Source organism: Caenimonas aquaedulcis, assembly GCF_015831345.1.
Taxonomy (GTDB): Bacteria; Pseudomonadota; Gammaproteobacteria; order Burkholderiales; family Burkholderiaceae_C; genus Ramlibacter; species Ramlibacter aquaedulcis.
The window spans coordinates 426,540-449,947 of record NZ_JADWYS010000001.1; the positions used below are offsets into that span (position 1 = coordinate 426,540).

Annotated in this window: 19 protein-coding genes; 5 read left to right on the top strand and 14 right to left on the bottom strand. The window is 65.6% G+C overall.

Features of this window, described 5'->3' with window-relative positions:
• Nucleotide 1 precedes the first annotated feature (1 nt).
• The 8 genes from I5803_RS01935 to I5803_RS01970 form a co-directional block, all read right to left on the bottom strand.
• Nucleotides 2-715 (bottom strand): ABC transporter ATP-binding protein, encoded by a 714-nt coding sequence (locus I5803_RS01935; protein ID WP_196984736.1) that lies wholly within the window; start codon nt 713-715, stop codon nt 2-4.
• A complete protein-coding gene (locus I5803_RS01940) occupies nt 693-1,475 on the bottom strand; it encodes an ABC transporter ATP-binding protein (RefSeq protein ID WP_196988431.1) in 783 nt (260 codons plus the stop codon). The genes I5803_RS01935 and I5803_RS01940 overlap by 23 nt, the downstream gene beginning before the upstream one ends.
• Nucleotides 1,472-2,443: a branched-chain amino acid ABC transporter permease gene (locus tag I5803_RS01945; protein WP_196984737.1), complete on the bottom strand. Its 972-nt coding sequence runs from the start codon at nt 2,441-2,443 to the stop codon at nt 1,472-1,474. The genes I5803_RS01940 and I5803_RS01945 overlap by 4 nt, the downstream gene beginning before the upstream one ends.
• On the bottom strand, nt 2,427-3,293 hold the full coding sequence (locus tag I5803_RS01950) for a branched-chain amino acid ABC transporter permease (RefSeq protein WP_231402322.1): 867 nt from the start codon (nt 3,291-3,293) through the stop codon (nt 2,427-2,429). Before I5803_RS01950 ends, I5803_RS01945 begins: the two co-directional genes overlap by 17 nt.
• Before the next feature lie 85 nt (nt 3,294-3,378).
• Entirely contained in the window at nt 3,379-4,548 is a 1,170-nt protein-coding gene (locus I5803_RS01955; RefSeq protein ID WP_196984739.1) for an ABC transporter substrate-binding protein, read from the bottom strand.
• 42 nt (nt 4,549-4,590) lie between these two features.
• Entirely contained in the window at nt 4,591-5,931 is a 1,341-nt protein-coding gene (locus I5803_RS01960; protein WP_196984740.1) for an amidase, read from the bottom strand.
• Entirely contained in the window at nt 5,928-7,307 is a 1,380-nt protein-coding gene (locus I5803_RS01965; protein WP_196984741.1) for an amidase, read from the bottom strand. Before I5803_RS01965 ends, I5803_RS01960 begins: the two co-directional genes overlap by 4 nt.
• Nucleotides 7,304-7,507 (bottom strand): hypothetical protein, encoded by a 204-nt coding sequence (locus I5803_RS01970; RefSeq protein ID WP_196984742.1) that lies wholly within the window; start codon nt 7,505-7,507, stop codon nt 7,304-7,306. The genes I5803_RS01965 and I5803_RS01970 overlap by 4 nt, the downstream gene beginning before the upstream one ends.
• Before the next feature lie 162 nt (nt 7,508-7,669).
• Here I5803_RS01970 and I5803_RS01975 point away from each other — a divergent pair, with 162 nt between their 5' ends.
• From I5803_RS01975 to I5803_RS01985, 3 genes are all read left to right on the top strand, one after another.
• Nucleotides 7,670-8,587, top strand: a complete 918-nt coding sequence (locus I5803_RS01975; RefSeq protein WP_196984743.1) for a LysR family transcriptional regulator — start codon at nt 7,670-7,672, stop codon at nt 8,585-8,587.
• 62 nt (nt 8,588-8,649) lie between these two features.
• Nucleotides 8,650-9,774 (top strand): NAD(P)/FAD-dependent oxidoreductase, encoded by a 1,125-nt coding sequence (locus tag I5803_RS01980; protein WP_196984744.1) that lies wholly within the window; start codon nt 8,650-8,652, stop codon nt 9,772-9,774.
• Nucleotides 9,771-11,888: a TonB-dependent receptor family protein gene (locus I5803_RS01985; protein WP_196984745.1), complete on the top strand. Its 2,118-nt coding sequence runs from the start codon at nt 9,771-9,773 to the stop codon at nt 11,886-11,888. The genes I5803_RS01980 and I5803_RS01985 overlap by 4 nt, the downstream gene beginning before the upstream one ends.
• Here I5803_RS01985 and I5803_RS01990 read toward each other — a convergent pair.
• Nucleotides 11,885-12,952, bottom strand: coding sequence for a quinone-dependent dihydroorotate dehydrogenase (locus tag I5803_RS01990; RefSeq protein ID WP_196984746.1), 1,068 nt, complete (start codon nt 12,950-12,952; stop codon nt 11,885-11,887). The two genes, I5803_RS01985 and I5803_RS01990, sit on opposite strands and share 4 nt — an antisense overlap.
• A 34-nt stretch (nt 12,953-12,986) precedes the next feature.
• Here I5803_RS01990 and rpiA point away from each other — a divergent pair, with 34 nt between their 5' ends.
• Nucleotides 12,987-13,658, top strand: a complete 672-nt coding sequence (rpiA, locus tag I5803_RS01995) for a ribose-5-phosphate isomerase RpiA (RefSeq protein WP_196984747.1) — start codon at nt 12,987-12,989, stop codon at nt 13,656-13,658.
• Here rpiA and I5803_RS02000 read toward each other — a convergent pair whose 3' ends face one another.
• From I5803_RS02000 to I5803_RS02020, 5 genes are read right to left on the bottom strand one after another with little or no spacing between them, the layout of a single operon-like run.
• Entirely contained in the window at nt 13,659-14,312 is a 654-nt protein-coding gene (locus tag I5803_RS02000) for a glutaredoxin domain-containing protein (protein ID WP_196984748.1), read from the bottom strand.
• 20 nt (nt 14,313-14,332) lie between these two features.
• On the bottom strand, nt 14,333-16,378 hold the full coding sequence (locus I5803_RS02005; protein WP_196984749.1) for a M3 family metallopeptidase: 2,046 nt from the start codon (nt 16,376-16,378) through the stop codon (nt 14,333-14,335).
• 55 nt (nt 16,379-16,433) lie between these two features.
• Nucleotides 16,434-17,294, bottom strand: coding sequence for a bifunctional methylenetetrahydrofolate dehydrogenase/methenyltetrahydrofolate cyclohydrolase FolD (folD, locus tag I5803_RS02010; protein WP_196984750.1), 861 nt, complete (start codon nt 17,292-17,294; stop codon nt 16,434-16,436).
• A gap of 46 nt (nt 17,295-17,340) precedes the next feature.
• The gene (locus I5803_RS02015; RefSeq protein ID WP_196984751.1) at nt 17,341-17,967 is read right to left on the bottom strand and encodes a response regulator transcription factor; all 627 of its coding nucleotides are present in this window, start codon (nt 17,965-17,967) and stop codon (nt 17,341-17,343) included.
• Nucleotides 17,964-20,501 carry a PAS domain-containing sensor histidine kinase gene (locus I5803_RS02020; RefSeq protein WP_196984752.1) on the bottom strand — a complete coding sequence of 846 codons (2,538 nt, stop codon included), beginning with the start codon at nt 20,499-20,501 and terminating at the stop codon, nt 17,964-17,966. Before I5803_RS02020 ends, I5803_RS02015 begins: the two co-directional genes overlap by 4 nt.
• 185 nt (nt 20,502-20,686) lie before the next feature.
• On the opposite strand from I5803_RS02020, the gene aceE reads away from it, so the two are divergent.
• Nucleotides 20,687-23,398: a pyruvate dehydrogenase (acetyl-transferring), homodimeric type gene (aceE, locus tag I5803_RS02025; RefSeq protein ID WP_196984753.1), complete on the top strand. Its 2,712-nt coding sequence runs from the start codon at nt 20,687-20,689 to the stop codon at nt 23,396-23,398.
• The last annotated feature ends 10 nt before the right edge of the window (nt 23,399-23,408 follow it).

Sequence of the window (23,408 nt, forward strand, 5' to 3'; positions counted from 1 at the left end):
GTCATTCAATCCCGAGATAGGCGCTGCGGATTTTCGGGCTCTGGATCAGCTCTTGCGACGTGCCTTCGGCGACATTCTTTCCAAGCTCCAGGATCACCGCGCGCGAAGCGATGCCGAGCGCCCAGGTCGCGTTCTGCTCGGCCAGGATCACGGCGATCTTTTCGGTCGCCTGAATCTCCAGCAGGATTTCGCCGATCCGCTCGACGATGATGGGTGCCAGGCCTAGCGAAGGCTCATCCAGGAGAAAGAGGCGCGGGTACGACATCAGTGCGCGGCCGATCGCGAGCATCTGCTGCTCGCCGCCGCTCAGGCTGCCCGCGTCCTGCTTGTGCCGCTCCCGCAGGCGGGGAAAGTAATTGAACATCTGCTCCATGCGCGCCTGGATTTCCGCGGTGCTGCGCGTGTAGCCGCCGATCTTCAAGTTTTCGCCCACCGTCAGCCCCGGAAAAACGCGGCGGCCTTCAGGTGAAAAGCCGATGCCCAGGCGCAGGATGTTGTAGGGCTTGACGTCGTTGATCTTCCCGCCTTCCCACTCCATCAGGCCACCGGCGATCGGCACCATGCCGAGGATGGCCTTGAGCGTGCTGCTCTTGCCCGCCCCGTTCGAGCCGATCAGCGCCATCGTCTCGCCGGCCTCGACCTCGAACGACACGCCATTGGTTCCCTGGATGTGGCCGTAGCGAACGTGGAGGTCAGTGACTTTTAGCAGCGGCATATGCTTTTCCCAGATAGGCTTCGATCACCAATGGATTGCCCAGCACCTCTTGCGGTGTGCCCTGCGCGATTTTTTCCCCCTGCGACGCGACGACCAGCCGGTCGCACAGGCCGGAGATGAAGCGCATGTTGTGGTCGATGACGACGACCGTGATGCCGCGGTCGCGTACCCGCTTAATCGTGTCGCGCACCTGGTCGGTCTCCTCGGCGCTGAGCCCGGCGACCGGTTCGTCGAGCAGGATCATTCGCGGCTCGGCCGCGAGCGCAATGACGATGCCGAGGGTCTTCTGGTAACCATAGGGCAGCGCATCGGCTTGCGCGGATGCGACGCTTTCAAGGCCCAGCCAGTTCATGAGGCCCTCCACGCGCTCGATGGTCTTGCGTTGCAATTCGCGTGCGCGGGCCGTTCCAAAGAAGGCTGCGAAATGGCCCGGGTAGCAATGCAGGAAGGCGCCGCGAATGGCGTTTTCGCGAACCGTGCGGCTGCCATAAACCGCCGTGGACTGGAAGGTGCGCACCAGGCCGCGGCGCGCCCGCTTGTGTGGCGCGAGCCGGGTGACGTCTTCGCTGTCGAAGGTGACGGTGCCGCTGTCCGGCAGGATCATGCCGCTCACGAGGTTCACGACAGTGGTCTTTCCGGCGCCGTTCGGCCCGATCAGTCCGAGAATTTCGCCCTGCGCCACGGAAAAGTCGAGGTCGCGCACGGCGTGGAGGCCGCCAAACCTGCGCGACAGTCCTTTGACTTCAAGGAGGTTGCTCATGCTTTTTCCCTATGCAGGAATCTTCGCAGCAGCGCGCGGCCCAGTGCGAAAGCGCCGATCATGCCGCCAGGCAGAACGGCCATCACGATGATCAGGATGATGCCGAAGATGACTTGCTGCAGTTCGACGTAACCGCGCAGCATCTCGGGCAGCGCAACCATGAATCCAGTGCCGACCAGCGGGCCCGCCAGGTAGTACATGCCTCCAAGCACGTTCATCACCACCATGTTGAGCGAGGCGTCCATGTTGTAGGCGCTTGGGTCGATGGCGCGCACCAGGTGCGCCTGCAGCCCGCCCTGGATGCCGACCAGCATGCACGCGATGACGAACACCATGACCTTGATGCGAATCACCGGCACTCCCGAGCACTCGGCAACCCGGTCGGCTTCGCGCACCGAATCGATGACGCGCCCGAGGTCGGAAGTGAGGATGCGCCAGACGATGCCCACGCAGATCGCCGAAACCAGCAGCGCGAAGTAATAAAACTGGAGCGAAGAGCCGAACAAGTCCAGGCTCAAAGGGATTTGCTGGATTCCGTTGGCGCCGCCTGTGATGCCTTGCCATTCGACGAACACCATCCGGATGATTTCGCCGACGAGGAAAGTGACCAGCACGAAGTACTTGCCGGTCAGGCGCAGCACCACGGGGCCCAGCATCAGCGCGAGCAGCCCCGAGGCACAGCAGCCGGCGGTGATCGCAAACCAGAACGGCCAGCCCATTCGCATCTCGAGCACCACGCAGGTGTAGGCGGCGACGCCCATGAACGCAGCGTGTGCCAGCGAGATGTGTCCGGTGCGGATGATCAGGTTCAGGCTGGTCGCACCTATGGTCGCCAGGACCAGCATGGTACCCAGTGTCACGTAAAACGGATTGCTGAAGACCAGCGGCCAGGTCAGCAACACGACCAGCAGGATGCCCAGGCCGGTACAGGACCAGACCCGGCTTCGGGCGTTATTCGGGTTTTCCAAGAAGCCCCCACGGTCTGAAGATGAGCAAGGCGATCACCACGCCGAATGACAGGAAAGCAGAGACGGACGCTCCATAGAACGTAGACAGGAAACTCTCGGCGAAGCCGAGCAGCACACCGCCCAACGCGGCCCCCGGGATGCTCCCCATGCCGCCCAGGATGACGACGATGAACGCCACCATCAGCGGCCTTTCGCCCATGAACGGCGAGAGCGCATACGTCTGCGCGTAGAGACCGCCGGCCAGCGCCGTCATGAACACGGCAATGAAGAAGGCCAGCTTGTAGATGAAAACCGTGTTCACGCCCTGCGACGCCGCGATCTCGACATCCTGCGACGCTGCCCGCATCGCCAGGCCGTGCCGTGTGTGGGTCACGAAGAACCAGAACGCAGCAAGCACGACGAGCGCAACGCCCATGATCACGAGGCGGTCGTACGGCACGACCATGCCAGCCACTTGCAGGATGCCGCGCGCCGCTGTCGGGATGGATTTTTCATTCACCTCGAAGAGCATCACCGCGCCATAGACGATAGCCATGTTCAGCCCGAGCAGGGCGATCATGCTCTGGAACATCTTGTGATAGAACCAGCGGAAGACGAGGCGCTCGAGAATCATCGCACCCAGCGCCACCAGCAGCGCACCACCCAGGATCGCGACCGGGTACGGCAGGTCGTAGACGCCGTACAGGTAATACAGTGCATACCCGCCCAGCATCGCAAAGCCGCCGTGCGCGAAGTTGACGACTTTCATAATGCCGAACAGCAGTGTGAAACCCAGGGCCACCAGCACATAGATCGCGCTCAGGCTCAGGCCATTGATCAGCACCTGAATCAGGATCGGCAAGGTAAACATAGGGTACTCCGGGAGCGATGTTTGGCGGACCCGCGGGCGAATCGCCCGGACGGGTCGGCGACAGTGCGTTATTGGGTTTCGCTACTCAACGCTGCTCGGGGAGCACAACGGCGCGCGTGACCTGCTTGCCGTTCTTGACTTCGACGATCCAGAACTTGAGCAGCAACTGGTGGCGCACGCCATAGTCGCCCATGCCGCCCCACTTCACCGGGCCAAACAGGCCTGCATCGTACCCGTCCATTTTCTCCAGCGTGTCGCGCACCTTGGTCACATCGGTGGTGCCGGCGCGGCGCATTGCTTCGAACATGATGCGAGTGGCGTTGTACCAGACAGGTGTCTGTGCGTTCAGCACGCTATTGCCGTACTTATCCTTGTAGGTTTTGAGAAATTTCTGAGCCTCGGGCTGCGAAAAATCGAACACGTTGAGCGATGTGAAGCCTTCCGCCAGCGGGCCGGCAATGTCGATCACTTCGTCGACCGACGGGCCACCCACCTGCCAGATCGGCGGCTTGAATCCCGCCTGGCGCGCCTGCTTGACCAGCAGCGCGGATTCACCGGGGGCATTGCTGTTGAGGTCCAGCAGGTCCACGTTTTGCGCCATCATGCGTGTCAACAGCGGCGTGAACTCCTTGGTGCCGCGATCGTAGAGTTCTTTCCAGACCGTGAAGCCGTTTTCCTTGTAATAGGCCTCCAGCATCGGAACGACGGATTGACCGACCGCGTCGTTCGGGGCGATCAATGCGACCTTCTTGGTCTCGGGATGGGCGGCGCGATACCACTTGATCATGGCCGGCGCGAACTCCGTCGTGCTGTCCATCACGCGAAAGTTGTAGGGCGATCCGGCGTCGTTCTTCAGGATGGCGCTGGAAAAGCCGTTCGACAGGAGCAGGACATTGGCCGGGCTGGTCACCGCGACCGCGCTCAGGACAGACGGCGAACCGATGGGGCCGATGATGAACTTGGCCTTCTCGACGTTGACGAGGCGCTCGGCCGCGAGACGGCCACCGGCTGAGGTGTACTGATCGTCGAACATCACCAGCTTGGGCGCGTACGTCTTGCCACCGATCTTCAGCCCGCCGGCAGCCTGTACTTCGTCGATCGCCATCTGCATGCCTCGCTGCAGTGCGATGCCCCACGCGGTGCCGCCGCCGGACAGCGGGCCAATGCCGCCTATCTTCAGTTCCTCCTGCGCACCAGCGCTCCCCGCGAGAAGGCAAGCCGCGACAAAAGCAATCGCTTTCAATTTCTTAAACATGTCGTACTCCAGTAAAAATTAAATGCACAACCAGTGCCTGCGTCAAAGATTCAGCTTCGTTGCATCCAGTGCCCTTTCGACGAGCGCCCCGCTGTCCAGCAGGGCCTGATCGGCGCCGCAAGCACCGATGAGCTGCACGCCCAGTGGCAAGACCCCGGATTTGCCGTGACCGAACGGCAAGGTCAGGCAGGGCGCTCCCAAGGTGGTCCACGCACGATTGAAGGTGGAACTGCCGGTTCCCTCGCTCTTGACCGGCGCTTCGCCTGGCGCGCTGAAGCTGAGCAGCAGGTCGAAGTGAAGCATCGTCGCCGCGAATATCCGGCGGCAGTTCTGCGCGAGTTTGCGCGCGTTGTCGTAGTCTGTGTCGGTAATCGACCGGCCGGTTTCTATCAATGCGAGCGTAGGGGGTCCCAGGAGCTCGCGCCCGCGCCGGTAGTCGTCGTCGGCGATGCGCGCACCCTCATAGGCCATGATGGTGCGGTTCGCTGTACTCAATCCGGCAAAGAGGGACAAGGGCAGATCGGCGGGGCTGACGGTCATCCCGTGCAGCCGCATCCGTCGCGCAGCCAGCTCGAGCGCCTCGCGCGAGGCCGCATCTGCTTCGTCAACGTGCGGGCCCGGATACACACCAACGCGCAGGGGCTCGCGCCGTGGCGCCGCCGGTTGTCCAGTACGTACGTGCATCCCGGCCAGCACTGGATACATGAGTGCGACATCGGCGACGCTGCGCGCATGGATGCCTATCGTGTCCATGCTGGGCGCCAACGGGCGGATCCCCGCCATCGTCACCGCGGCAAACGAGGGCTTGAACCCGACAACGCCGCAATAGGCCGAAGGCCTGATGGTGGATCCGCCGGTCTGCGATCCGAGGGCGACCGGCACCATGCCGTCGGCTACCGCGGCCGCCGAGCCGCTGGATGAACCACCGGGCGTGTGCCGCACGTCATGCGGATTGCAGGTGGCCGCAGGATGCACGTACGCGAACTCGGTCGTGGTTGTCTTGCCCATGATGATCGCGCCCGCCGCGCGCAAGCGGCTGACGACGGTCGCGTCGGTGTCCGGACAGTGGCCTTCGTAGAGTGCCGAGCCGTAGCCGGTCGGCATGTCTGCCGTGTCGATGATGTCCTTGATGCCGACCGGCACGCCATACAGCGGCTGCACGGAGGTGCGGGGTTTGAGCGCGCCTGCCGCGCGCCGTGATTGGGCGGCGTCATGCCAGGCCCAGGCCTTGATATGCGGCTCGCGTTGCGCGATGCGCTCGAGGCATTCCTCCATGACGCTCTCGGGCGTCGCCTGGCCGCCGTCGATCGCGGCTGTGATATCAAGGGCCCGCCGCCAGGCTGGCAGCCCACGTTGCGTCGGTTCGATGAACTGTGCGGTCATGGCGGGATACCCGGTCGGCGCTGCATCGTCCGCGTTGCGCGCTCATACGCCGCGCCGGCGCGCAGCACGGTGATTTCATCGTGCTGCCGGCCGACGAACTGCACCGACAGCGGCAGGCCGCTTTGCGACGAGCCCGCCATCAATGCGAGTGCGGGATGGCCCGTCAGATTGAACGGCGAGCGCGCATTGCGCGAGTAGGTGCGCGTGCAGGCCTCTTCGTCGTCGATTTCGCAGGCCGGGTCCAGGGAATTGGCCGCCACCAGGATGTCCACATCGCGAAAGGCATCTTCGACCGCACAGATCAGCCTGCCACGCTCCTCCTGCGCCTGCACATACTGGCCCGCCGACAGCAGCGCGCCCGGGATCAGCTTGCGGCGCGAGATGCCCGAGTAGTCGGCCGGTCGCTCGGCCATCCATTTGGCATGGACGGCCCAGGACTCGGCGTGGAAGATCACGCGCTGCACCGCCGTGAACTTCTGCAGCCGCGGCAGTCCGATGTCGCGCACGACAGCTCCATCGTGTTGCAGCACGCGCATCACGTCGTCGATCGCGGCGGTGACTTCAGGCGATGCCGGAAGGTCGGTTTCGTGGAACTGCCGCACCAGGCCTATCCGTAGCCCGCGCACGCCGCGGTCGAGGTCCGCTCCATACCGAGGCCGGCACTCGTGGGCGACGACCGATGCAATGGTGTCCATCATCAGGGCCAGGTCGGCCGTCGTCCGCGCCATGGGCCCGACGTGGTCGAGTGTGTGGCAAAGCGGGAATACGCCGCGGCGCGACACGAGGTCGTAAGTCGGCTTGAGGCCCACGATGCCGCAGTGTCCGGCGGGGTTGCGAATCGAGCCCCCGGTGTCGGTGCCCAGCGCGACCGGCAGCATGCCGCTCGCGACTGCCGCGCCACTTCCCGAAGACGAGCCGCCGGGCTGGTGGTTGCGGCTCCAGGGATTTCGCGCCGGTGGAAAGGGCAAGTCATGTGCCGGCCCGCCGATGGCAAATTCGTGCAATGCCAGCTTCCCCAGGAAAATCGCGCCGGCGGCGCGCAGCCGGCTCACGACGTCCGCGTCCGACGCAGCGATGTTGTCCAGCATGATCTTCGAGTGGCAGGTGGTCGGCAACCCTGCGACATCGATGATGTCCTTGATGCCGACGGGTACGCCGTGCAGCGGGCCGAGTGATCTGCCCGCGGCAATCTCCCTGGTTGCGAGCGCCGCCATATCCATCGCGCTATCGGCTTCGATCCGGATGAAGGCGTTGAACCGTGGCTCGGTGTGCTCGATGTGCTGAAGCAGGCTGCCCACCAATTCGACAGGCGAGAGCTCGCGGCTCGCGTAGGCAGCGCCGATTTCGGTGGCGGTCAACCAGTGAAGGTCGCTCACATGCCATCCGTTTCCGCGATGGCCGGCGACAGCCCGCTGTCTGCGCGGATCAACGCCGCAAAGGATTCACGGACATTGATTGCGGTTCTGACTGCGGCCATAACGTCCGCCGGAAACAGGGCCATCGCCTCTTCCAGGCCTGCTTCGGACAGCAGCAGCCTATGAGCTTCGTCAAGCATCAGGACTTCCTGATCCGCCATGTCGATACCTTGATTTCGTTTTGCAGTGCTCGAAGTAAATCAGGTTGAAATGAAGTTTGTATTTGATAATCGTTAGCGATTATTAGCGAATGACTATAAGCAGTGATAAGCTGGCTCATACAGCTGGACAGTGTGGACGCGACCAACGTACGGGAGAAGCTCATGATGAACATCAAGTACAGGCAGCTGAAGGCCTTTACGCTTGCTGGGCAACTCGGATCCTTCGTCCGCGCTGCCGATGCGCTTGCGGTCACGCAGCCTTCGTTTTCGGTCCTGATCCGCGAACTCGAGCACGACCTGGGCATGCAGCTTTTTGAGCGCACCACCCGCAGTTGCCATATGACGGCGGCCGGTGCGTCCTTCTACGAGGAAGCTCATGCGGTGCTGCAGGACCTGGAGTCGGTCTACCAGCACGCCCGCGACATCAGCGCAGGTCGACGGGGCAAAGTGGAGATCGCGGCAGTGGCATCGCTGGCCTCCGGGATCCTCGCCGAGGCGGTCAGCGTCTTTCACCTGCAATATCCCGACGTCCGCATGCAGATGAGGGAGGCGCTCAACACCGGCGTCATCAGTGCGGTGAAGCAAGGTGAGGTGGAACTCGGCATTGCCGGTGCCCTGTCGGGCGATCCGGAACTCGAATTCATGCCGCTTTTCACCGACCGCCTGATGGTCGTCGCGCCGATGGGTCACCCGGCCGTGCAGGGCAAAGTGAGTTGGGAAACGCTCGGCAGGCATCCACTGATCCTGCTCGGCTCGGGTTCCGCGGAGCGCGCATTGCAGCTCAGCAAGGTCAGGGTGACGCCGGCTTTCGAAGTAGCCCACATGGCCACGGCGCTTGCCCTGGTTCGCCATGGCATGGGCATCACGGTCTTGCCGGGGAGCGCGTTGTCCGGCCTGAATGTCAAAGGCCTGCACTATGAACCGATGCCGGGAAAAGTGGCCCGACGGGAGCTGGGAGTGCTCTATCGCAGCAAGCGATTGCTCGGGCCTGCCGCGCGTGCGTTCATACAGGTACTGAAGGAAATGGTGCCGAGTGACCCGGCCATTCAAAAGATATCCGGCGCTTCCGCAGCGAATTGACCAAGGCGGTTCGTCGAGTGGTGCTGCCGCAGGCGCCGCACCGCTGCGCCACAATCGAAAACATGGACAAAGTCGATGCAATCGTGATCGGTGCGGGCGCCGTGGGCCTGGCGGTGGCTCGCGCGCTGGCCCATGCTGGACTCGAGACCATCGCGTGCGAGTCGCAAACCGCCATAGGGCAAGGCGTGAGCTCCCGTAACAGCGAGGTGATCCACGCAGGGCTGTACTACGCACCTGGCTCGCTCAAGGCGCGGCTTTGCGTGCGCGGCAAGGAATTGCTGTACGAACTCTGCGCATCGCACGGGGTTTCGCACCGCAACTGCGGCAAGCTGGTCGTCGCTTGTACCGGAAACGAGATCGCTGCGCTGAGGGGCTTGCAGGATCGTGCGATGGCCAACGGCGTCCCGGTGGATTGGATGGACGCCAGCCAGGCACGGGAGCTCGAACCCGCGCTGCAATGTGTTGCGGCGCTTTCGTCGCCCACCACCGGGATCGTCGACAGTCACGGTTTCATGCTCGCGCTGCAGGGCGATTTCGAAGCCGCCGGTGGCATGGTCGCGCTGGGTTCGGCTGTCGTGTCGGCGCGACTGGGGAAGGGCGGCGAACCGCATGTCGTCACGTTCGCCGACGGCAGCGAGGTGGCAGCACGCATCGTTGTCAACTCCGCCGCCTTGCACGCATGCGCGTTGGCCCGCCATTTCGAAGGTCTGGATCAACGTTTCATCCCGCACGACTATTTTGCCAAGGGCAGTTACTACTCGCTCGCCGGACGCGCCCCCTTCGCCCGGCTGATCTATCCCGCGCCGGCGGACTCGTGGCTGGGGGTGCACCTCACGCTCGACCTGGGTGGCCAGGCGAAGTTCGGCCCGGACTTCGAGTGGCTGGACGTCCGCGACCCGTCTCAGATCGACTACACGGTGGATCCGCACCGTGCCCACGGTTTTTACTCCGAGGTTCGCCGCTACTGGCCCGCACTGCCCGACGGCGCGCTGCAGCCAAGTTACAGCGGTGTGCGGCCCAAGATCCACGGGCCGGGCGAGCTCGCGCCCGACTTCCGCATCGACGGACCGTCGCTGCACGGCGTCCCGGGCTTGGTCAATCTCTTCGGCATCGAGTCGCCCGGCCTCACCAGCGCGCTGGCGATCGCGGAGCATGTGGACGCCTTGCTGGGCGACGCAGCGGCATGAAGCGGCCCCTCTCCTGGATCGCGTGGCTCGTTGCGGCGCTGGCGGGGCACGCGGCCGCGCAGTCCTTGCCGGCGGTCACCGTCACCGCGACACGAACACAAGCCGCGCCCTTCGAAGTACCGGCGTCCGTGGACGTGATCGAAGGCGACAGGCTGCGCTCGGCGGGCCGTGCGGAAGTCAACCTGTCCGAAGGCATCGCGGGGGTGCCCGGCGTCGCCGCGCGCGACCGGCAGAACTACGCGCAGGACCTGCAGCTGTCCATCCGCGGCTTCGGAGCGCGTTCGACCTTCGGCGTGCGCGGCGTGCGCATCTATGTCGACGGCATTCCCGCGACCATGCCCGACGGCCAAGGCCAGCTCTCGCACATCGACCTGTCGTCGGCCGGCCGCGTGGAATTGCTGCGCGGGCCTTTTTCCGCGCTGTATGGCAATTCGTCCGGTGGGGTACTTCAGGTGTTCACCGAGCGCGGTGCCGGCCCGCCTGTCGTTTCCGCAAGCTTCGCAACCGGCAGCGACGGGCTGTCGCGCCCGTCCGTTCGAGCCAGCGGCTCGACACCATCGCTGGGCTATTCGGTGGGCGCCAGCCATTTCACGACCGATGGCTTTCGCGACCACAGCGGCGCGCAACGCGACGTCGCCAACGCACGGCTGGACTGGCAGCATGGCGCGGACAGCGACTGGATGCTGGTGGCCAACGCGCTGGACTTGCGCGCGGACGATCCGCTCGGCCTCTCGCGCGCGCAGTTCGAAACCGCGCCGCGGAGCGTGGACGCGTCCGCCGGGGCCTTCGACACGCGAAAGACCGTGCGGCAAAGCCAGCTGGGACTCGTGAACGAGAGAAAACTCGGCGCCGGCAACAGCCTGCGCGTGATGGTGTACGGCGGTCAGCGGGACACACAGCAGTTCCAGGCGATCCCCGTCGGTGCGCAGGCCAGCCCCTTGCATCCCGGAGGCGTGATCGGGCTGGCTCGCCGCTATACAGGTGCGGACCTGCGCTGGACGTCGAAGGGCGAGCTCGCCGGTCAGGCGCTCGAGTGGGTTGGGGGCGTGGCCTTCGACACGATGGACGAACACCGCGTGGGGCGCCAGAACTTCATCGGGCCGCTGCTCGGTGTCGAAGGTGCGTTGCGGCGCGATGAAGACAACCGCGTCTCGAACCTCGACCCCTACCTGCAGGGAGTGTGGAAGCTCGCGCCGCGCTGGACGCTCACGGGCGGTGTGCGGCACAGCAGCGTGCGCTTCTCGTCGAGCGACCGCTACGTGTCGGGCGCGAACGGCGACGACAGCGGCAGCGTGCGGTACAGCGCAACCCTGCCTGCCGCCGCGCTGATGTTCGCACTGGCGCCGGACACGCGTGTCTATGTGGCGTCCGGACGGGGCTTCGAAACGCCGACCTTCAACGAGCTCGCGTACCGGCCGGACGGGACGCCGGGACTCAACTTCGCGCTGCGGCCCGCGCGCAGCGCGAACCTGGAGGCCGGGATCAAGGGACGCGGCGGCGACATCGCCTCGCTTCGCACGCATTGGAGCGCGGCTTGGTTCCGCACACGGACGCGCGACGAAATCGTGACCCAGACCAACGGCGCCGGCCGCAGCACCTTCCAGAACGCCGGCACCACGCGTCGCGAAGGCGTGGAGCTCTCCTGGTCCGCAAGCCTGGCGCCCGGGTGGCGCATGCAGTTCGCGCAGACTTGGCTGGATGCCCGGTACCGGGAGGCCTTCCGCACGTGCGCGGTCACGCCCTGCGCGGCGCCGTCCCTCGTGGTTCCTTCCGGCAATCGCATTCCCGGCACCGCGCGCTCGACCACGGCGGCCGAAGTGGCCTGGGCGCCACGCACCGGCTGGCAGGCGGGTGCGGAACTGCGCCGCTCCAGCCGCGTCTACGTGAACGACAGCAACAGCGATGCCGCTCCCGCATTCACGACGGTCGCACTGAATGGCGGCTACGTGTTCGACCTGCAGCCCTGGACGCTCGCCGTCACGGCGCGCATCGACAACCTGCTCGATCGCCGCTACGCGGGATCCGTGATCGTGAACGAAGGGAACGGCCGCTACTTCGAGCCCGCGCCGGGCCGCAGCTACATCGTCAAATTCGCGGGCAGCTACGCGTTCTAGGACGGTCGGGCGGCCTGCCGTTCGCGCGCCAGCTCGCGGATCGCCCGGGCGGACTGGCTGACGAGGTCGGGCCCGCGATAGATCAGGCCGGTATAGACCTGCACCAGGTCCGCGCCCGCGCGAATCTTGCTCACCGCGTCTTCGGCGCTCATGATGCCGCCCACCCCGATGATCGGGAAATCCGGACCTAGCGCTGCACGCAGTTGCGAGATCACGCGGTTGCTCGCCGCGAGCACCGGCGCGCCGCTCAAGCCTCCCGCTTCTTCCGCATGCGGCATCCCCTTGACCGCTTCCCGGCTGATGGTGGTGTTCGTCGCGACGACGCCATCCATGCCATGGCGTTTCAAGGTCGCGGCGATCAGGCGCACCTGCGCTTCGTCGAGGTCCGGGGCGATCTTCACGAAGACGGGCACGCGCCGTCCGTGCAGGCGCGCCAGTTCCTCCCGCCGGGCCGCGATGGCGCCGAGCAGGCCGTCCAGCGCCTCGTCGGACTGCAGGGAGCGCAGGTTGGCCGTGTTGGGGCTGGAAATGTTGACGGTCACGTAGTCCGCATGCGGATACACGCCGTCCAGGCAGGTGAGGTAGTCGCTGGTCGCGTTCTCGATCGGGGTGGCGGCGTTTTTGCCGATGTTCAACCCGAGGATGCGGCCCTTCGCGCGGAAGGACGAGCGCTTGACGTTCGCGATGAAGGCATCGAGGCCGTCGTTGTTGAAGCCGAGGCGGTTGATCAGCGCGCCCGCGCGCGGCAGCCGGAACATCCGCGGCTTCGGGTTGCCCGGTTGCGGCTTGGGCGTTACCGTGCCCACTTCGACGAAACCGAAGCCGATCGCGCCCAGCCCGTCGATGCAGCGCGCGTTCTTGTCGAGGCCGGCGGCCAGCCCGACCCGATTGGGAAAGCGCAGGCCGGCGATCTCCACCGGGTCCTGCACCATGCCGTTGGTGTATGCCCACGCGAGCGGCGTGCCCTGCAGCCGTGCGAGCGATTGCATCGTCAATTCATGCGCCGTCTCCGGGTCCAGGCCGAACAGGAAGGGGCGGGCGAGCGAGTAGGGGAGCAGCGACATGGATAATTTGCGTGAACTGAAGGAATTGTCTCAAATGACCCAGGATGAACTGAAAGCGCTGGTCGGCCAGGCGGCGCTGCAATACGTGGTGCCAGGAGAAATCGTGGGCGTCGGCACGGGATCGACCGTCAACAAGTTCATCGACGCGCTGGCCTCGATGAAGGACAGGATCAAGGGCGCGGTGTCGAGCTCCGTCGCCTCTACCGAGCGCCTGCAGGCGCTGGGCATCCCGGTGTTCGACAGCAACGCGGTGGAAGAACTCTCGGTGTACATCGACGGCGCCGACGAGATCGACGGGCGCGGCTACATGATCAAGGGAGGCGGCGCCGCCCTCACGCGCGAGAAGATCGTCGCCGCGCAGTCGCGGCGCTTCGTCTGCATCGCGGACGAATCGAAGCTGGTCGGGACGCTCGGGCGTTTCCCCGTGCCGGTGGAGGTCATCCCGATGGCGACGCAGCGCCTGATCCGGCAATTCGCGGCGATGGGCGGCAGCGCGCAAGTGCGGATGAAGGATGGCAAGGCGCTGGTGACCGACAACGGCCAGTCCATCGTGGACGTGAGCGGGCTGCGCATCGCGGACCCGCTGGCATTCGAGGATGAAGTGAGCCAGTGGCCCGGCGTGGTGACCGTGGGCGTATTCGCGCACCAGAAGGCCGCCGTGTGCCTGCTGGGCACCGCCGGCGGCGTCAGGACGATCGAATACTGATCAGAAGCGGATGCCCTTGGGGTTGTCGGGCGTCGGGCCGGGCTCCGCGGCAGGGCCCGCGGCAGTGGCCGGCGCTGGCGGCGGCGGCGGGGCCGGCCTCGCCGCCTGCTGCTCCTGGACTGCCACGAGCGGCGTCACCGGCGCCCTTGCGTAACCCGCGGGCAGCTGCGATGTCTTGGGGTAGCCTGCCGCGTCGAGAAACTGGGTCCACTCGACTTCCGAATAGCCGCGCAACTGCTGGCCGCCTATGGTGAGGAACGGAACCGAGCTCGCGCCGGCCAGGCGCTTGAGCGCCTCGATGTCCTCATTGCTCGTGACGGACTTTTCGCTGAACGGGATCCCGCGCGCCATCAGCATGCCCCGGCCCGTCGTGCAGGGCCCGCAGCCAGGCGCGGTGTAGAGCGTGACGGGATAGCGGGTCGCGGCCTGCCGCAGCTCGAAGGGGAACGACGCGGCGTCCGTGGCAGCGCTCAGCGACAGCGTCGAACCCTTGGAGCCGCTTCCGTCGGCGGGCGGCTTGTCGGAAAAGGTCACGCGGCCATCCGGCCCGACGATGCGATAGATCTGTTGCGCATTTGCATCGCTTGCACCGATTCCGGTGAGCGCGAGGCACCCGAGGACGGCGGCGGCGGCGATGGGGCGGGCAAGAATCATCGGTGTCATCTCCTTGAGTGTCACGCCATGCCCTGGTGCCGCAGCAGGGCGTCCAGGGTGGGCTCGCGCCCGCGGAACGCCTTGAAAGACTCGATGGCGGGCCGGCTTCCGCCGGATTCCAGGATGGCTTGACGGTATTTTCGCCCGGTTTCGATGCTTGGCAAGCCGTCTTTGCCCGCCGTTTCCTCGAAGGCGGCGTACGCGTCGGCGCTCAGGACCTCGGCCCACTTGTAGCTGTAGTAGCCGGCGGCATAGCCGCCCGCGAAGATGTGGCTGAAGGTGTGCGCCGTGCGGCTGAACGCAGGCGGCTGCAGAACGGACACTTCTTCGCGCACCTTGGCGAGCAGGGGCATGAAATCCTCGGCCGGGTCGTGCTCGGTGTGCAGGAGCATGTCGAACAGCGCGAATTCGATCTGGCGCAGGGTGCCCAGGCCGCTCTGGAAATTCTTGGCGGCGAGCATCTTGTCGAAGAGTTCGCGCGGCAGCGGCGCGCCGGTCTCCACATGGGCGGTCATGTGGCGCAGCACGCTCCATTCCCAGCAGAAGTTTTCCATGAACTGGCTGGGCAGTTCCACCGCGTCCCACTCGACGCCGCTGATGCCCGAGACGTCGCGTTCGTTCACCTGCGTGAGCATGTGCTGCAGGCCATGGCCCGATTCGTGGAAGAGGGTGATGACGTCGTCGTGCGTGAGCAGCGGCGGCTTGCCGTCCACGCCCTCGGCGAAGTTGCACACGAGATGCGCGACGGGGGTCTGCAGCCGGCCGTCGTCCGGGCGCAGCCAGCGGGCGCGCACGTCGTCCATCCACGCGCCGCCGCGCTTGCCCGTCCGCGCCGCGGGATCGAGGTAGAACTGGCCGACGAGTTCCGTCGTCATCCGCTCGCCCTGCTTGCGTTCGCGCTCGATGCGATAGAACTCGACGCCCGGGTTCCACACGGGCGCGACGTCGCGGCGGATGGTCACTTCGAACAGCGTCTCGATGATCTTGAAGAGGCCAGCCAGCACTTTCGGCGCAGTGAAGTACTGCTTCACCTCCTGCTCGCTGAACGCGTAGCGCTCCTCCTTGAGCTTCTCGCCGATGAAGGGCCAGTCCCAGGATTGCGGGTCTGCGATACCGAGCTTCGCCGCGGCGAAATCGCGCATGTCGGCCACGTCCTGTTCGGCGTAGGGCCGGGCGCGTTTGGCGAGATCGCGCAGGAAGTTGACGACTTCCGCGGGCGAGTGGGCCATCTTCGCGACCAGGGATTCCTCCCCGAAGTTGGCGAAGCCCAGGAGCTGCGCTTCTTCCTTGCGCAGGGACAGGATCTCCCGGATGTTGGCGCTGTTGTCGAACTTCGTATCGCCCTGGTCGCTCGCGCGGGTCACATAGGCGCGGTACATGCGCTCGCGCAGGGCGCGGTCGGTGGCGAACTGCATCACGGGCAGGTAGCTGGGCATTTTCAGCGTGAGCTTGTAGCCGTCCTTGCCGTCGGCCTGCGCCGCTGCGCGGGCCGCCTGGACGACGTCTTCCGGCACGCCGCCGAGTTCTCCCTCGCTCGCGTAGTACGCGAAGGCGTCGGTGGCATCCAGTGCGTTCTCGCTGAATTTCTGCCCGACTTCCGCCTGCTTTTCCTGGATGGCGGCGAACCGCTCCTTCGCGGCGCCGGTCAGCTCGGCGCCGCCCAGCACGAAGTTGCGGATGGCATTCTTGTGGGCCTGGCGCTGCTCCGGGTTGAGGTTCGCGGGGTCGATCGCCTTGTACTTCGCGTAGAGCCGCTCGTCCGAGCCGAGGCGCGTCCAGAACTCGGTGACTTTCGGCAGCGACTCGTTGTAGGCCGCGCGCAGTTCGGGCGTGTCGGCCACGCCATTGAGGTGGCTCACGACGCCCCATGAGCGGCCGAGGCGCTCGGTCGCGGTGTCAAGCACCCTGGCGATGTCGTCCCAGCGGCTCGGGAAGCCGGGTTGCGTCACCTGCTCCAGCGCGGCGTCGGCGTCCGCCAACAGCGAATCCATCGCGGGGGCGACGTGCTCCGGACGCACGGCGTCGAAGAGGGGAAGGTCGGTGAAGTCGAGTAGGGGATTGCTCATCCCCCTCATTTTGCGTCAGCCGCGGCCCTTTCAACGGGCCGCGGCATTGCCGTTCTCAATGGGCGCGATTCGCCGCCCGCTCCGCTGCTTCCAGCGTATTGACGAGCAGCATCGCCCGCGTCATGGGCCCCACGCCTCCAGGGACGGGCGTGATCCAGCCGGCGACCTCGCTCACCCCGGCGAAATCCACGTCACCGCAGAGCTTGCCGGCCTCGTTGGTGTTCATTCCGACGTCGATGACGACCGCGCCGGGCTTGACCATGTCGGCGGTGAGCACATTGCGCTTGCCGACAGCGGCCACGACCACGTCGGCCTGGAGCGTCATCGCTTTCAGGTCGCGCGTCGCGCTGTGGCAGATGGTGACGGTCGCGTTGCGGCCGAGCAGCATCATCGCCATCGGTTTGCCGACGATGTTGCTGCGTCCGATGACGACGGCGTGCTTGCCGCGCAGGTCATAGCCGATGGATTCCAGCATCTTCATGCAGCCGTGCGGCGTGCACGGCCAGAATCCGGGGCGCCCGACCATCAATGCGCCGGCGTTGGCCACGTGGAAGCCGTCGACGTCCTTGGCGGGAGCGATGGTCTCGATCACGCGCTGCGAATCCATGTGCCTGGGCAACGGCAGCTGCACGAGGATGCCGTGGACGGCGGGGTCGTTGTTCAACGCCTCGATGCGGGCGAGGAGCTCGTCCTGCGTCAGCGTGGCCGGATAGCGCTCCAGCGTCGCCGCCAAGCCGGTCTCGGTGCTGTCGTTGACCTTGTGCTTCGTGTAGACCGCGCTGGCGGGGTCGTCGCCGACCATGATGATGGAAAGCGCCGGTTGGATGCCCCGCGCCTTCAGCGCCTGCGTGCGCCCGAGCACTTCGGCGCGGATCTGCTGGGCAAGCGCCTTGCCGTCGATGATGGATGCAGTCATGAAAGGAGGAAATAGGACGCGTCCCGCGAGGGTCGCGTTGAACCCGTCAACCCTTGGGGGCGTTCTGGCCGAGCGCGATCTTCAGCAGGTCGGCGACCGTGTTCGCGTTGAGCTTTTCCATGATGTTGGCGCGGTGCGCCTCCACCGTCTTGATGCTGATGCCCAGGTCGTCCGCGATCTGCTTGTTCAGGCGGCCTGCGACGATGCGCTCGAGCACCTGCGCTTCGCGCGACGTCAGTTTGGACAGCAGGGCGTCGCGGCTCGCGGCGCTCTGGGATTCGGCGAACGCGCCCTTCGCGTAGTCGAGCATGCGCTCGACCAGGCTCACGAGCTCGTCTTCCTTGAAGGGCTTCTGGATGAAATCCATCGCGCCCTTCTTCATCGTGTTCACGGCCATCGGCACGTCGCCGTGGCCGGTGATGAAGACGATGGGCAGCGGCGACTTGCGCTCGATCAGGCGGTCCTGCAGCTCCAGCCCCGTCATCCCGCCCATGCGGATGTCGACGATCAGGCAGGCGACTTCGCGCGGGTCGTAGCGGGAGAGGAAGGATTCGGCGGAATCGAAGCAGCGGACGCGGTAGTCCTTGCCTTCGAGCAGCCATTGCAGGGAATCGCGGACCGCTTCGTCGTCGTCGACCACATAGACGGTGCCCTTCTTGGGAATCAAACTCATACTGTAATCCCGGCGTCCTTGTTAGCTATGCTATTTGTAGCGCCGGAGACAGGAATCCAGAAGGAGAAGCGGCAGCCGGCAACTTCCGCGCCATTGTAGATGTTCTCGGCCTGCATGCGCCCCTGGTGCGATTCCACGATGGTGCGGCACAGGTTCAGGCCGATTCCCATGCCTTCCACCTTGGTGGAGAAGAAGGCTTCGTAGAGCCTGTCCATCACCTCGGGCGCGAGGCCCGCGCCGGAGTCGAGCACCGAGAACTCGACCACCGAGAGCTGCTCGATCTGCCGCGGGATCACGCGCAGCTCCACGCTGCGGCGCGACGCCGGACGCCGCGCGTGCTCGATCGATTCCGCCGCGTTCTTCAGCAGGTTCACCAGCACCTGCTCGATCAGGATCGGGTCCACGAGCAGCCGGGGCAGGCGCGCGGCGACGTAGTGCGACAGCCGCACGTTGCGGCGGCGCAGTTCGATCTCGGCGAGTTCCACCGCTTCGTTGACCATCAGCGCCACGTCGGAGAGCGTGCGGTTGGGCTCGCTGCGCTTCACGAAGGAGCGGATGCGCTGGATGATCTGGCCCGCGCGCTGCGCCTGCCGGGCGGTCTTGTCGAGCGCGGCGAGCAGGTCTTCCTCGTTGATCTGCTTGCCCTTGATGCGCGAGACCAGCCCGTTGCAATAGTTGTTGATGGCCGTGAGCGGCTGGTTCAATTCATGCGCCACGCTGGATGCCATCTCGCCCATCGTCACGAGGCGGCTGGCCGACTGGGCGCGCTCGGCCTGCGTCGCCGACATTTCCTCGGCATGGCGTCGCGGCGTGATGTCCGTCGCGATCACCATCTGCGCGAGCCGCCCATCGACCCAGTTGAGGTAGCGCGATCGCACTTCCAGCCACTTGCCCAGTTCGGGGACGAAGATCTCGGCGTTCTCGGATTGCGCGGCGGTGAGGCCGCCTGTGGGCAGGCCCACGAACGAGTCCACCTCGTCGAGCGATTCGTCGGTGCGCGGCTGCTCGGGCACGCCGGCCTGCGCGACCATCTGCAGGTGCCCGGCCGTCTGCACACCGAACCACAGGCGATACAGCTTGTTGGCGAACAGCAGTTCCTCGCTGCCCAGCGGCGCGACGGAGACGGACGCGTCGAGTGCTTCCAGCACCGTGGTGAAGCGCTCGTAGGAGGCCGAGAGCTGCTCGCGGATGCGGTTGGGCTCGGTGATGTCCGTCATCGAGGTCATCCAGCCGCTCTGGTGGCCCTTCGCATCGACCAGCGGGGACACGTACAGGCGAGCGTCGAACAGCTTGCCGTCCTTGCGCTTCACGCGAACCTGGAACCCGCCGGCGGTGGTGCGGCCCTGGAGTTCGTCATCCAGGCGCGCGGCCAGCAGGTCGCGGTCATCCTCGGGCCAATAGGGGAAGGGCGGCGTGCGCCCGACCAGCTCCGACTCGCTCCAGCCCGTCATCTGGCAGAACGCCGCGTTCACATAGGTGATGCGCCCCTGCAGGTCGAGCGCGCGCATGCCCGTGAGCATGGAATTTTCCATCGCGCGGCGAAAGCTCGTCTCGGCGAGCAGCGCCTGCTGCGCCTGCATGCGGCGCCGCGTGTGGCGCCAGTTGCCGATCAGCATCCAGGCGGTCATGGCCGACAGGGCGATCACGAGCCAGAAAAGGCCGCTGCCGATTACGCCGAGCGAGGTGCGGTACGCCTGTGCGCGGATGATGAGGCCGTTGCCGACGGGCGAGACGGGCACCTCGTATTCGTTGGGCTGCGCTGCCCAGGGCAGCAGCTGGGTCGCGGGGTTGCGCGGCGGCACCGAACTGCCGGCGAGCACACGCGACTTGCCGTCCAGCAGCGCGACGGCGTACTTCGCCGACACCTCGGTGGGCACGCCGTAACGCAGCAGGCCGTCGATGGAGTATTCGCCGAGGATCACGCCGGCGAAGCGACCCTGGTCGGTGAGGGGAATGTGCAGTTGCAGCAGTCCGGTGTTGCCTTCCGCATTCGGGGCCGGCTGCGAGTAGACGGGCTGCTGCAGGTCGCGGGCCAGCGTGTAGATGCTTTCGGTCTCCCCTGTGCGAAGCACTTCCCCGGGATTGCGCACCTGCTGGCTCCCGAGGCTGGGCGCGGCGTAGGTCGCCTTGATGCGCCGCTTCTCGTCGATCCAGGTGACGGCCTGCAGCTCTGGGTACTGGATCACCATCGACTCGGCGCGGCCGATGAATTCCTCGGCGTCCACTTCCTTGTTGGAGATGTCCCGCGCGATCCGCATGAGCTGTTCCTGCCGCTCGAGCAGGCGCAGGCGGATGCGCTGCTGCGCGTATTCGACGTCGCGCTTCACCGCTTCCTGCTCGCGGTCCATCTCCTCGAGCCGCAGGTATCCGAATGCGGAGACGATCGCGGCGAGGAAGAGCAGGACCGCGGCGAGCGGCGCGAGCATCGCGAAGCGGTCTTGGCGCACCGGCGTCTGGCGGCGCCACCAGTGCCGCCACCAGGACGCTGGCACTGCGGCGTCGTGCATGTCGGGAGCGTGGGTGGAGTCTTGCATGAAGCTTCGAGTGTAGGGGCAGTGCATTCGGGGGATGCGGGTCCTGCGTACGTGCAAACCACAATATGAAATCGACAAGCACCATTTGAAATGTTAAAAAATCTGTGCCACACTCGCGTCACGGTACGGAGAGGCCGTACTAAATTACGTGACGCCACACGGCGCGCAATTCAGGAGACAAAGACATGTCAGCACAGCCCGACAACCTGTTCGGCTCAGCCGCCAACGACGCGGACGCCCAGGAAACCCGCGAGTGGATCGACGCGCTTTCCGCCGTCATCGCCTCGGAGGGCCGTGAGCGCGGCCACTTCCTGATCGAGCAGCTGCTCGAACAGGCCCGACAGGAGGGCATCGACCTGCCGTTCTCCGCCACGACCGGCTACGTCAACACCATCGAGCCCGGCGACGAGGAGCGCTGCCCCGGCAACCTCGAGATCGAGGAGCGCCTGCGGGCCTACATGCGCTGGAATGCGATGGCGATGGTGGTGAAGGCCAACCGCCTGCACCCCGCCGACGGCGGCGACCTCGGCGGCCACATCAGCTCCTTCGCCTCGCTCGCCACCATGTTCGGCGCGGGCTTCAACCATTTCTGGCATGCGGAGAGCGAAGGCCACGGCGGCGACTGCCTCTACATCCAGGGCCACAGCTCCCCGGGCATCTACGCGCGTGCTTTCCTCGAAGGCCGGCTCACCGAGGAACAGCTGCTGAACTTTCGCCAGGAAGTGGACGGCAAGGGCCTGTCCAGCTATCCGCACCCCAAGCTCATGCCCGAGTTCTGGCAGTTCCCCACGGTGTCGATGGGCCTCGGCCCGCTGATGGCGATCTACCAGGCGCGCTTCCTGAAGTACCTGCACGCACGCGGCATCGCGAACACCGAGAACCGCAAGGTGTGGGTGTTCTGCGGCGACGGCGAAATGGATGAAGTCGAATCGCTCGGCGCGATCGGCGTCGCCGCGCGCGAGAAGCTCGACAACCTGATCTTCATCGTCAACTGCAACCTGCAGCGCCTCGACGGCCCGGTGCGCGGCAACGGCAAGATCATCCAGGAGCTCGAAGGCGAATTCCGCGGCGCGGGCTGGAACGTCATCAAGCTGATCTGGGGCAGCTACTGGGATCCGCTCCTGGCGCGCGACAAGGAAGGCATCCTGCGCAAGATCATGATGGACACGCTGGATGGCGACTACCAGGCGATGAAGGCGAACGACGGCGCTTTCGTGCGCAAGAACTTCTTCGGCCGCCATCCCAAGGCGCTGGAGATGGTCGCGAAGATGAGCGATGACGACATCTGGCGCCTGCAGCGGGGCGGCCACGATCCGCAGAAGGTCTATGCGGCGTACCACAAGGCCGTGAACACCAAGGGCCAACCCACCGTCATGCTGATCAAGACGGTCAAGGGCTTCGGCATGGGCAAGGCCGGGGAGGGCAAGAACATCGCCCACCAGGCCAAGAAGCTCGGCGACGACGACGTGCGGGCCTTCCGCGACCGCTTCAACATCCCGATCCCGGACGACAAGCTCGCCGACATCCCGTTCTACAAGCCCGAGGAGCACACGCCCGAGATGCAGTACCTGCACGAGCGGCGCAAGGCGCTCGGCGGCTACCTGCCGCACCGCCGCGTGAAGGCGGACGAGCAGTTCACCGTGCCGGGGCTCGACGCCTTCAAGTCGGTGACCGACCCGACGGCCGAAGGCCGCGAGATCAGCACGACGCAGGCCTACGTGCGCTTCCTCACCGCGCTGCTGCGCGACAAGGAACTCGGGCCCCGCGTGGTGCCGATCCTCGTGGACGAGGCGCGCACTTTCGGCATGGAGGGCCTGTTCCGCCAGATCGGCATCTACAACCCGGCGGGCCAGAACTACACGCCGCAGGACCGCGACCAGGTCTCCTATTACAAGGAAGAAGTCAACGGGCAGATCCTGCAGGAGGGCATCAACGAGGCCGGCGGCATGGCGAGCTGGGTGGCGGCGGCGACGTCGTACAGCACGAACAATCGCATCATGATCCCGTTCTACATCTACTACTCGATGTTCGGGCTGCAGCGCGTGGGCGATCTCTGCTGGGCCGCCGGCGACATGCAGGCACGCGGCTTCCTGCTGGGCGGCACGTCGGGCCGCACGACGCTCAACGGCGAGGGCCTGCAGCACGAGGACGGCCACAGCCACATCATGGCGGGCACGATCCCCAACTGCGTGAGCTACGACCCGACCTTCGCGCACGAGGTGGCGGTCATCATGCAGCACGGCCTCAAGCGCATGGTCGAGAAGCAGGAGAACGTCTTCTACTACATCACGCTGCTCAACGAGAACTACGCGATGCCCGGCCTCACGGCGGGGACCGAGGAGCAGATCGTCAAGGGCATGTACATGTGCAAGCAGGGCCCGGCCATGGCAAAGGCGCCGCGCGTGCAGCTGCTCGGCAGCGGGACCATCTTGCGCGAGTCGATCGCCGCGCAGGAGATGCTCGAGAAGGAATGGGGCATCGCCGCGGACGTGTGGAGCTGCCCGAGCTTCAACGAGCTCACGCGCGAAGGCCAGGATGCGGAACGGTACAACCTGTTGCACCCGGAAGGCAAACCCCGGCTACCCTTCGTCGCCCAACAACTCGAAAAGCACAGCGGCCCGGTCGTGGCCTCCACCGATTACATGAAGGCCTACGCCGAGCAGATCCGCCCGTTCATGCCGAAGGGCCGCACCTACAAGGTCCTCGGCACCGACGGTTTCGGCCGCAGCGACTTCCGCAGCCGCCTGCGCGAGCATTTCGAAGTCAACCGCCACTACATCGTGCTGGCCGCGCTCAAGTCGCTGAGCGAGGACGGCACCGTCCCGGTCGCGAAGGTCAGCGAGGCCATCAAGAAGTACGGCATCAAGACAGACAAGATCAATCCGCTGTACGCTTGACGCAAAACAA

What these genes read in the sequence shown, in the direction of transcription:
- I5803_RS01935 (WP_196984736.1), bottom strand. Translation starts at nt 715, where the DNA reads ATGCCGCTGCTAAAAGTCACTGACCTCCACGTTCGCTACGGCCACATC.
- I5803_RS01940 (WP_196988431.1), bottom strand. Translation starts at nt 1,475, where the DNA reads ATGAGCAACCTCCTTGAAGTCAAAGGACTGTCGCGCAGGTTTGGCGGC.
- I5803_RS01950 (WP_231402322.1), bottom strand. Translation starts at nt 3,293, where the DNA reads ATGTTTACCTTGCCGATCCTGATTCAGGTGCTGATCAATGGCCTGAGC.
- I5803_RS01955 (WP_196984739.1), bottom strand. Translation starts at nt 4,548, where the DNA reads ATGTTTAAGAAATTGAAAGCGATTGCTTTTGTCGCGGCTTGCCTTCTC.
- I5803_RS01960 (WP_196984740.1), bottom strand. Translation starts at nt 5,931, where the DNA reads ATGACCGCACAGTTCATCGAACCGACGCAACGTGGGCTGCCAGCCTGG.
- I5803_RS01970 (WP_196984742.1), bottom strand. Translation starts at nt 7,507, where the DNA reads ATGGCGGATCAGGAAGTCCTGATGCTTGACGAAGCTCATAGGCTGCTG.
- I5803_RS01975 (WP_196984743.1), top strand. Translation starts at nt 7,670, where the DNA reads ATGATGAACATCAAGTACAGGCAGCTGAAGGCCTTTACGCTTGCTGGG.
- I5803_RS01980 (WP_196984744.1), top strand. Translation starts at nt 8,650, where the DNA reads ATGGACAAAGTCGATGCAATCGTGATCGGTGCGGGCGCCGTGGGCCTG.
- I5803_RS01985 (WP_196984745.1), top strand. Translation starts at nt 9,771, where the DNA reads ATGAAGCGGCCCCTCTCCTGGATCGCGTGGCTCGTTGCGGCGCTGGCG.
- I5803_RS01990 (WP_196984746.1), bottom strand. Translation starts at nt 12,952, where the DNA reads ATGTCGCTGCTCCCCTACTCGCTCGCCCGCCCCTTCCTGTTCGGCCTG.
- rpiA (WP_196984747.1), top strand. Translation starts at nt 12,987, where the DNA reads ATGACCCAGGATGAACTGAAAGCGCTGGTCGGCCAGGCGGCGCTGCAA.
- I5803_RS02000 (WP_196984748.1), bottom strand. Translation starts at nt 14,312, where the DNA reads ATGATTCTTGCCCGCCCCATCGCCGCCGCCGCCGTCCTCGGGTGCCTC.
- I5803_RS02005 (WP_196984749.1), bottom strand. Translation starts at nt 16,378, where the DNA reads ATGAGCAATCCCCTACTCGACTTCACCGACCTTCCCCTCTTCGACGCC.
- folD (WP_196984750.1), bottom strand. Translation starts at nt 17,294, where the DNA reads ATGACTGCATCCATCATCGACGGCAAGGCGCTTGCCCAGCAGATCCGC.
- I5803_RS02015 (WP_196984751.1), bottom strand. Translation starts at nt 17,967, where the DNA reads ATGAGTTTGATTCCCAAGAAGGGCACCGTCTATGTGGTCGACGACGAC.
- I5803_RS02020 (WP_196984752.1), bottom strand. Translation starts at nt 20,501, where the DNA reads ATGCAAGACTCCACCCACGCTCCCGACATGCACGACGCCGCAGTGCCA.
- aceE (WP_196984753.1), top strand. Translation starts at nt 20,687, where the DNA reads ATGTCAGCACAGCCCGACAACCTGTTCGGCTCAGCCGCCAACGACGCG.